Below are 9227 nucleotides of genomic sequence, written 5' to 3'. Positions count from 1 at the left end.
CACCTCAGCCCCTATTGGTTTAGCCGCGATGCGCGTTGTCGCCGCCGTTCTGTTGCTCGTGTCTGCGCTCCACGCCGGCATCTGGGGAGTCATGCGCGAGAAGGAACCCGCGCCCGACTTCAAGGGCCTGTTGCCCAGCGTCTCCTACGCGCCGTTCGAGGGCTCGGCCCACCCCGACATCGACAACATCCCGACCGTCGAGAAAATCCGCGCCGACCTGAAGACGCTGTCGACCATGACGCGCGCGATCCGCCTCTATTCATCCACGGGCGGCGTGGAACTGGTGCCGCCGATCGCCGCCGAGTTCGGCCTCAAGGTCACCGTCGGCGCCTGGATCGACAAGGACAAGGACCGCAACGAGCGCGAGATCAAGGCTGCGATCGAGCTCGCCCGCAAGAACAGCAACGTCGTCGGCGTCGTGGTCGGCAACGAGGTGATCTACCGCGGCGAGCAGAAGGTCGAAGACCTCATCGGCATGATCAAGAAGGTCAAGGGCGCGGTCCGCGTGCCCGTCACGACCGGCGAGATCTGGAATATCTGGCGCGACAATCCCGATCTCGGCTCCAACGTCGATTTCATCGCCGCCCACGTGCTGCCCTATTGGGAAAACTTCCGCTCGGACCAGGCGGTCGATCAGGCCGTCGACCGCTATAATCTCCTGCGCAACCTGTTCCCCGGCAAGCGCATCGTGATCGCCGAGTTCGGCTGGCCGAGCCAGGGCTACAACTTACGCAACGCCGATCCCGGCGCGTTCCAGCAGGCGGTGATCCTGCGCAATTTCGTCACCCGCGCCGAAGCCATCGGCATGGAATACAACATCGTCGAAGCGATCGATCAGCCCTGGAAATTCTTCGAAGGCGGCGTCGGTCCGTATTGGGGCATCCTCAACGCCAGCCGCGAGCCGAAATTCGCCTGGACCGGCCCGGTCGAGAACCCCGATTACTGGAAGCTGATGGGCATCGCCCTGCTGGTCGGCATCCTCTTGTCGCTGCCGATCCTGCGCATCGAAAAGCCAACTGCGAGGCAAGCCTTCCTGCTGTCGGCGACGGCCAATGGCGTCGGCGCCTGGGCGGCCACCGTGTTCGCGTTCTGGAACACGCACTACTTCATCTTCGGCTCGGCCTTCGCGCTGACACTGGGCATGATCCTCCTTGTTCCTCTCGTTCTCATTGCGATGGCGCGCATCGACGAGATCGCCGCGGTCGCCTTCGGCCGGCCGCCGCAGCGGCTGATCACGAAGGACAAGCCGGTCGAGAACGTGCCCGAGAATTACTACCCGAAGGTCTCGATCCACATCCCCGCTTATTTCGAGCCGGTCGACATGCTCAAGCAGACGCTCGATGCGCTGTCGCGGCTGAACTATCCGAACTACGAATGCGTGGTCATCATCAACAACACGCCTGATCCGGCCTTCTGGCAGCCGATCCAGGACCATTGCCGCGCGCTCGGTGAACGCTTCAAGTTCATCAACGCCGAGAAGGTTCAGGGCTTCAAAGCCGGCGCCTTGCGGATCGCGATGGATCGCACCGCGGTGGACGCCGAGATCATCGGCATCCTCGACGCCGACTATGTCGTCGAGCCCGACTGGCTGAAGGACCTCGTGCCGGCGTTCGCCGATCCGCGCGTCGGCCTCGTGCAGGCGCCGCAGGAGCATCGCGACGGCGATCTGTCGATCATGCACTACATCATGAACGGCGAATATGCCGGCTTCTTCGATATCGGCATGGTCCAGCGCAACGAGCTCAACGCCGTCATCGTGCACGGCACGATGTGCCTGATCCGCCGCGCCGCGATGGACATGGCCGGCGGCTGGTCGTCGGACACGATCTGCGAGGATTCCGATCTCGGCCTAGCCATCCAGGAGCTCGGCTGGGTCACCCATTACACTAACACGCGTTACGGCCAGGGCCTGCTCCCCGATACCTACGAGGCCTTCAAGAAGCAGCGTCACCGCTGGGCCTATGGCGGCCTCCAGATCGTCAAGAAGCACTGGCGCCAGTTCCTGCCCGGCAAGAGCCGGCTGACGCCCGACCAGAAACGCGAATACGGCCTCGGCTGGCTGAACTGGCTGGGCGCCGAAAGCCTCGGCGTGGTCGTGGCCCTGCTCAACCTCGTCTGGGTGCCGATCGTCGCCTTCGCCGACATCGCCATTCCCGACAAGATCCTGACGCTGCCGATCATCGGCGCCTTCGTCGTCTCGCTGGTGCACTTCCTGTCGATGTACCGCGCCCGCGTCGCGATCAAGCCCGGCCAGATGCTGGGCGCGATGATCGCGGCGATGAGCGTGCAATGGACGGTGTCGCGCGCCGTGGCGCAGGGTCTCATCACCGAGCACATCGCCTTCGCCCGCACCTCCAAGGGCGGCCTGTCGCGGATGTCGATCGAGTTCCAGGCGTTTTGGGAGGCTGTGATCGGCGCCCTCCTCATCATCGGCGCCGGCGTCCTGATCGCCTCCAACAGCTACCGCCAGATCACCGAGATCTACATCTTCGCCGGCGTGCTGGTGCTGCAGAGCCTGCCATTCCTCGCCGCAGTCGCGATCGCGATCCTCGAGCTCAGCCGCATCAACTCGTTCCAGTTCTGGCGCGACAGCGCGATCCGCTCCGCCGAGCTGATCGGCCTGCGCCCGGTGGCGCTGCCCCCCGTGGGGGCGCCGCAAGCCGTGCCGACCGAGGTGCGGCGGGAGACGAACTGACGGGAGCTGGCCGCGACGCATCCTTCGAGACGCCCGCCTCCGGCGGGCCCAGATTGCGGTCGCGTTTGCGGCGAGATGGAATGCCCTCATGGTGAGGAGCCGCCAAAGCGGGCGTCTCGAACCATGCAGGCCCAGCTCGATCGGCGCCCCGATCGAGTTCGCGTGGATGACGACTGGCCAATCAGGTTGAAATTGTCGGCCTAACCAGTGGACGCAGCGAGCGAATCCCCGCTCCTGCCTCCGCTTTCGGCAGCATCTCGCACTATTGACCTCCGCGGCCACTCCCCCTACACAGCGCGGGCCGAGAGCATGATCCGGAAACAGCCGGTTTTCCTCGCGACGCAAATCGAACGTCGCGGCAAGACATGCTTCTCGAATGTCCGGACAGGATGGCGACCACGTCAAGCCATCAGCGGCCATGGGAGCGCGTAGCTCAGCCGGTAGAGCACGTGACTTTTAATCACGGGGTCCTGGGTTCGAGCCCCAGCGCGCTCACCACAACAAATCAAGCGCTTAGACGCAGATTTAAGTCTTCCAGTCCGCAAAATCTCTCGTGCACACGTCATGCACACGGGAGAGCGATGATGCTGCGCTCGCTGCTGGTCGCGTTCGCCGGCCAAGCCATGATCGGCGCTGTGCTGTTCGTTATCATCTGCTGGCGAGAGCGCGTGAAGCGGCGCAAGATTCCCGATCCGGACGAAGCGTCTATCCACACCCACGACGGGCAGTAGCTCGCGCGCATTCCGCGCCGCTAAGGATCGATAATTTGACTCTGGAGCGCGGCGCGTCTCGATAGCGGTATGTCCAAGCCCTACACGCACGTCCGTCTGATCTGCTGTGACGATGGCGACCTGAACCACCGCTACGAGATCCGCGTCTCCACCTTCGTGCAGTTCGACGAGAACCCGGGCCGGCGCTCGATCACCGGCCTCCCGAGCAAGATGGAAGCGGAGGAGATCGCCAAGGAGATCGCGCGCAGCGAACGAGCTCGCACAGGTGCGCCGGTTTGGAAGTGAAGGAAGGCCGAAACTGAGTCAGCCACTTCGCCAGGTCTGTGTGGAGAGAGCGCGGGATTTTTAGTCGCGCCCCCTCGTTTCATTCTTTTCCTTCTCATCTCCGCCGCCGCCAACGCCCGACGAGATCTTGTTGCCGCCGCCCTGTCCAGATCGCGAGCTGCCATTGCCGGAATGTGCGACCTTCGACCCCTTTCCGCCGGCCGCGCCCGGGCCACCTCCACCGGAGCCGCCCCCTCCTCCTCCTGACGAATGCTCTTTTCCTCCGCCTGAGGAATGCTCTTTGTTCGAGTGCTCCGAGCCATCCCGATCATTGTCGAAGAACGAACCGTTGCGCCCGCCACCGCCGCCGCTCCCTCCGACGGCGCGTCCGCCGGAATGTGCGATGGCTGTTGATGTCAATGATGTCGATAAAAGCAGGGTCATCGCTGGCGGGGTTACCGCAGCAAACCTGCCGCACGTCTTCAAGAACTCCCGGCGATCGTCTTTCTCTTCTAACTTAGACATGTTGCTTCCCCTTCAAGGGCAAGAGCAGATTAAAATTAAACCGCTTTAAATAAATTTAAATTTGTTAATTGGTTCCACGAATTCTTACTTCGCTAACCGCGAAGATCCTGCCGCGATGCATCAGTTTGCTACTGGCCACTTGAAAGGCCCCGCCGGTGTGAACCGGCGGGTTCTGTTGTCAGAAGGCTTTGGATCGCGACGTTTCCATTCGAGCTGATTAATGTACAGCTGGTCCAAGTATTCCTTGCAAATCCTGCCGCGATCGGGAAAATCATGCAACGCGCGCCTGTTCGTGGGTTGCGCCGAACGGCCTCAGCGTCCGTGCCAGCCCCGGACCTGCTTGAGGCCGTTTTGCTATTGTCACAAGCCCGTGGCATGGCCGTTGCACAGTCAAAGCCAACTGGGATTTCAGCGCTCAGTTTGAGAATGAGACGCTGCCGGGACACGTATTTCGAGCCCCGCAGCGTTCTATTTTGAGATAGGTGGGACAGCCGCCAACGTGAACCGGCGGCCCGATTGACTAGGCGGAGGGTCCGTCCAGCTGAACATCCCGTAGAAGTGAGCAACCACTGGCTCGGGATCGCTTCCATCAACGCCGTCGAAGCCCTCGCCAGCGATCTCCAGGCATCGGAGCTTCGCTCTGAGGCGGGGTCCTGGGTTCGAGCCCCAGCGCGCTCACCACAACAAATCAAGCGCTTGGTCACGATTCTTCCCACACCATGAATACGGGAGGGCGGTGATGCAGCCGCGTACGCTGCCGGTCGCGCGTGTGGGCCACGTCGCCAACCCCTTCGTCGTCATCTGTTGAAGAGAGCGGGTGAACGGCACGGTGGAGCAGATCAGAACGGACCGCAAGTCTGAGCGAGAGACCGCCAATCTAAGTGGCGGCCCACAAAGGAAATGGAAACTGCGTCAGCGACGAGCCGGACGCGCCTGGAGGGGCACGACTTTATCCAGATCGCTGGGACCCGAACTCCGGCTTTGAGCCTTCACCACCTGCTCGAGTTCCAGAGCCTCTATCGCGAGCTCATTTGCCAACCGTTCGAAGAGTTCGCGCTTTTTCGGGTCGCTCGTTCGCCTGCTCATTTGGACCAAATCCGCGGCGTCGGCACGGAGTTTGTCCAACTTCTCCCTGATGTCCGCCATGTTGTCGGCCTACGTCTAGACCCACCTCGTCTGCGGTGACGGGATGCAGGTCAACGGCTAAATATACTATGGGGTCTTCGTTAATGATTTGTTCGGTCATCAGAGCTTCGTGAAGAAGGCCCGCCAGCGTGCACTGGCAGGCCCGGTGCGTCACTGCTCACCAATCGCGAGCCGTGCGAGCGAGCGCCGCGGATCGACTTGGCGATCGAGCGAGCCAAGCCGCTTCGAGGTCGCGCCCATCGCCGGGCGTGACGGCGCCCCGCGTAGGATTGGCTCGTCGGCTCGCGGCCATCGCGCTCAGCCTTCGTCCTCGCATTAAATACCCTCCTCCTCGCAATGAGACGGCGCTCTGAGCGTGCCCTTCCTCGCCCGCCCACAAAACCCGCTGACATCCGTTCAGAAACGTGTACGCTTCACCAAAACCGGAGGAACGGCATGTTTGAAATCAACGGTTTCGACACGGCGGGCGTCGTCAGCCTCAAGCGGCCGTCGCTCGCTGCCGCCCTCAAGAAAGCCAGGGAGCTTGTCGAGGACGCGTGCTGGGATGTTCAGGTCGTCGACCCCAACGGCCGGGTCTACACCTCGTTCGAGGAGCAAGCGGCCTAGCCGCCAGCTCTTCTGGCCTTTCCGATCATTCCCGGCGCCGATTTCCGCCTCTATCCGCCCCGCCCGACGTTTGACGAGGCGTTGTCGAGCCAGCGTTCCGTTGCCTCGTCGCTCCAGCCTGGGACCGCGAAGCGCACAGGCGGACTGGTGTTCGCGCGGGTCCGGTCCATCGCCGGATGGCGTGCGCGGGCGTGATGCACCGGTCCGGCAATTGCCGAGGTGCAGAAGACAAGCAATAGACCCATCGCAAGCAGGGAACGCATCGCATCTGTTCCAATCGAGCAATCGCTCGCTCTCGATGCGCCGATCGTTCGCCACAAACGCGGCCGGAATAGCTCACGTCGAGCACGGCGTTCGTCATGATGGCCCGCCAGGATGGCCAGGTCCCTGTCGGGACCAGGCGTTGCTGGCGCCCATCGTCAGCGTACCGCTGCCGAAGAGGAGCAGCGTTCCTCCTACGCTCGCGAGGAACGCACCACTCGTCCCCGAATGTCTCGTAAGCTTTCGGCAAATGCCTTCCGGCCAGCTTCAGCCGAGTTCGATCGAGCAGCCGCAATTCTTGCCGTTTCCGAAATTGCCTGCATCTGCGAATCATCGAGCAACAGGCGATCGATTGCCTCGACCGCGCGCTGGACGAACGCGAGATCAGGAGTCTCTAGGCCGGCATATCGTTCTGCGAGAAATGCCTCGTGTACCCGATACTCCCAATTCTTCCCCTCTCGTCCCGAGATACGCAGACCATCAATGCCGTCGTGAAGGTATTCGTCGCTACCCCAACTGTCGGCGAGGATGCATATGCACCCATTCGCCATCGCCTGCAAAGTTGACATTGAATGGAGCGAAGGCGCTGGCAAGAGATAGAACTGCGCTTCTGCAAACAACCGATGCATCTCCTCATCCGAAATGGGCTGATCTATGATCCGCACATTCGGAGCATCGAGCACGGTTTGGACGCTGTCAGGCAAGCTTGCCGGCAAGCTACAACGCATGACGAGCTCGGCATCGCGATGGCGCTTGGAGATTTCGGCAAAGATCATTGCAGCGTCAACCCCGCCGCGTGAGTAGAAATTTGCCTCATGCTGGTGCCACGACGACGTGAAGAGAAACGATCGAGGCCGCTTCTGGACCGGCCTTGGGGGTTCGAGAAAGAATGGCAAGTAGTAAGTTTTTTCGGCAAGGGACGGAGCCTCGAAAAGAACTGGTAGATCACGCTTGGTCGAGCGAATGTTTGTGACGATGCCCACACAATCGTCCGACAAAAGGAGGGCTCGGACTATGCGGTAAATCGCCGAAACACGACGATCGAATCCATAGCTGTTTCCCGGTGTTATGAACGGCAGGAAAAGAGTGGACGCCTTCTCAATCTGGATCATCCAGGGATTGGCGCCAAGCGTAAGGGGCGCTCCCTGGAAAAAGTGAATTCCACCCCGCGAGCAAGCCAACAACTGGCTCACGGGATCCCGCGTATCGATAAAGGCTTCGACGTCGTTCTCCGAGACGTTCGCCCGAGCCATGCGGGCTCTGAACGTGCGAAGAGCGTAGTCCAGGCGTCCGATCAAGGGGTTTGAAATCTCGACTTCGCGCGGTGGATCAAGCACTCGGATATCGTCGTCATGCCCCGGGGAAAAAAGCGGGGCCAATGCGGGATGATTGGCGCCGTAGAATGCCACATTGGCCGGAATACCCAGCATCGATGTCACGGGGATGCGCGGCGCGGTAGCGACCGCCCGCCGCACGGCGCGCATTCGGACCTCCGGAAGACTATTCCCTACGATCACGCCGGGCTTCGTCGAAATGTCTTCGGAGGACAGGTCTAAAGGTCCGAGCGATTGAGGCACGCCGAACACCCTCCCCTGCGCGAGTACAAAATTGTACCCGTCCTCGCTGTCGAGCAAGCGCGGCGGCGCGAATTCGCTGAGCAGGCCATGAATTTTCGTCGACCGGCCTCTTAGTCGGTCAAACATTGCGGCAATACTGTTTTCCTTCACGCTCCCCCCGAGCGATGCTGTCGCTACATCGTGATCTACGTGCTCGCGAACCTCAAGAGGCAGGCGCAAGGGATGCCGCGGATAAGCGAGGTTGCGGCGGCAGGTTTCGTTGCCTTTGCCCGTACCCCCGGTTGGGAGTGCAGATCGTAAAATGAATTGCGAAGACCGATGCAGCTGCGCCGGCAGTTCCACGGAAAGCAAGGCTGATGGAGCATCCTCGCCGCAACAGTTGCGACGATCGAAATTGCGCGACCGTGCACCTAACCATCGCGCTTTCCGTTATTGCTTGGCACCCAGCCGCCTTCCCAAGGCTTTCCGTACTAGCATGGAAATCACCCTCGGAACGTGTACTCTTCACCAAAACCGGAGGGGACAGCATGTTCGAAATCAACGGTTTGGACACGGCGGGCGTCGTCAGTCTCAAGCGGCCTTCGCTCGCTGCCGCCGTCAAGAAGGCTCGGGAGCTTGTCGAGGACGCGTGCTGGGACGTTCAGGTCGTTGATCCCGACGGTCGGGTCTACACCTTGTTCGAAGAGCAGGCTGCATAGCCGCCCGATCCTTCGGTGTTCCCCAATGGTTTCCCGGCGCCGGTTTTCCGCCGCTATCCGCCTCGGCCGACGTTTGAAGAGGCGTTGTCGAGCCAGCGCTCCGTGGCCTCGTCGCTCCAGCCCGGGACCGCGAAGCGCACGGGCGGACTGGAGTTCGCGCGGGTCCGGTCCACCGCCGGGTGGCGTGCGCGGGTGTGATGCACGGGTGCGGCGTTTGCCGCGGTGCAGAAGACGATCAACAGACCCGTCGCAAGTAGGGAACGCATCGCACCAGCTCCAATTGAGCAATCGTTGGCCGTTACCTGATGCGCAGATCGGTTCGCCACAACGACAGGGATTTCACAAGCAGGACAAAGAATCGCGAGCTGTCCCGCTGTCGCGTGCGATGGTCAACCGCCATGCTATTTGCTGCCATGTGGTGGAGGAATCGCTCGAAGCGGGCGTCGGCTTTGCAGCTCGACAGCGACATGCTCGAGCCAGACAGGGAAAAGCCGCAGCGTGGTTCCAGCCCCCACTGCGGCCATTTCCCGGGCAACTTGAAATTCGCTTGATACTCAAATCTCGCCGGTGTTCTCACAGTAGAACACCCCGTTCCGAAAATGGACTCCGTCAAACTACGGGATTCCTGCGTCCTCCCTATTGTCGTTGACGGACGAACATCCGACGGCTTGCTTTCCAGCCCCCAATGCTCCCGGCTGCCGATCCAATTGGGGATAAGAGCGCC

The 9227-nt window shown here is 61.5% G+C and carries 7 protein-coding genes, 1 tRNA gene and 1 pseudogene; 6 read left to right on the top strand and 3 right to left on the bottom strand.

Annotation, left to right across the window (positions count from 1 at the left end):
- Window positions 1-28 precede the first annotated feature (28 nt).
- The 4 genes from SE91_RS14370 to SE91_RS14360 all read left to right on the top strand — a co-directional run bounded on the left by SE91_RS14370 (window position 29) and on the right by SE91_RS14360 (window position 3711).
- Window positions 29-2695 carry a glycosyltransferase gene (locus SE91_RS14370; protein WP_061848033.1) on the top strand — a complete coding sequence of 889 codons (2667 nt, stop codon included), beginning with the start codon at window positions 29-31 and terminating at the stop codon, window positions 2693-2695.
- Between the two features lie 422 nt (window positions 2696-3117).
- Window positions 3118-3193 (top strand) — tRNA-Lys (locus SE91_RS14365).
- Between the two features lie 83 nt (window positions 3194-3276).
- Window positions 3277-3426 carry a hypothetical protein gene (locus tag SE91_RS36245; protein WP_156489611.1) on the top strand — a complete coding sequence of 50 codons (150 nt, stop codon included), beginning with the start codon at window positions 3277-3279 and terminating at the stop codon, window positions 3424-3426.
- Window positions 3427-3495: 69 nt separating this feature from the next.
- Window positions 3496-3711 (top strand): hypothetical protein, encoded by a 216-nt coding sequence (locus SE91_RS14360; RefSeq protein ID WP_008563824.1) that lies wholly within the window; start codon window positions 3496-3498, stop codon window positions 3709-3711.
- 195 nt (window positions 3712-3906) lie between these two features.
- Here the strand turns inward: SE91_RS14360 and SE91_RS37050 are convergent.
- Both SE91_RS37050 and SE91_RS14355 read right to left on the bottom strand, forming a co-directional pair.
- Window positions 3907-4215 (bottom strand): annotated as a pseudogene (locus SE91_RS37050) (hypothetical protein); the annotation flags it as partial.
- Window positions 4216-5127: 912 nt separating this feature from the next.
- A complete protein-coding gene (locus SE91_RS14355) occupies window positions 5128-5361 on the bottom strand; it encodes a hypothetical protein (protein WP_061848032.1) in 234 nt (77 codons plus the stop codon).
- A 435-nt stretch (window positions 5362-5796) separates the two neighbouring features.
- Here SE91_RS14355 and SE91_RS37045 point away from each other — a divergent pair, with 435 nt between their 5' ends.
- Window positions 5797-5967 carry a hypothetical protein gene (locus SE91_RS37045; protein ID WP_008563828.1) on the top strand — a complete coding sequence of 57 codons (171 nt, stop codon included), beginning with the start codon at window positions 5797-5799 and terminating at the stop codon, window positions 5965-5967.
- 455 nt (window positions 5968-6422) lie between these two features.
- On the opposite strand, the gene SE91_RS14345 is transcribed toward SE91_RS37045, so the two are convergent.
- Window positions 6423-8156 carry a glycosyltransferase family protein gene (locus SE91_RS14345; protein ID WP_156489609.1) on the bottom strand — a complete coding sequence of 578 codons (1734 nt, stop codon included), beginning with the start codon at window positions 8154-8156 and terminating at the stop codon, window positions 6423-6425.
- Between the two features lie 176 nt (window positions 8157-8332).
- On the opposite strand from SE91_RS14345, the gene SE91_RS37040 reads away from it, so the two are divergent.
- Window positions 8333-8503 carry a hypothetical protein gene (locus SE91_RS37040; protein ID WP_197489464.1) on the top strand — a complete coding sequence of 57 codons (171 nt, stop codon included), beginning with the start codon at window positions 8333-8335 and terminating at the stop codon, window positions 8501-8503.
- Window positions 8504-9227: the final 724 nt, after the last annotated feature.

The sequence above is a fragment of the Bradyrhizobium sp. DOA1 genome (genome assembly GCF_001593325.1).
GTDB lineage: Bacteria > Pseudomonadota > Alphaproteobacteria > Rhizobiales > Xanthobacteraceae > Bradyrhizobium.
Note: the sequence above shows the minus strand (reverse complement) of the source record. Positions and strands in the feature narration are given on the sequence as shown.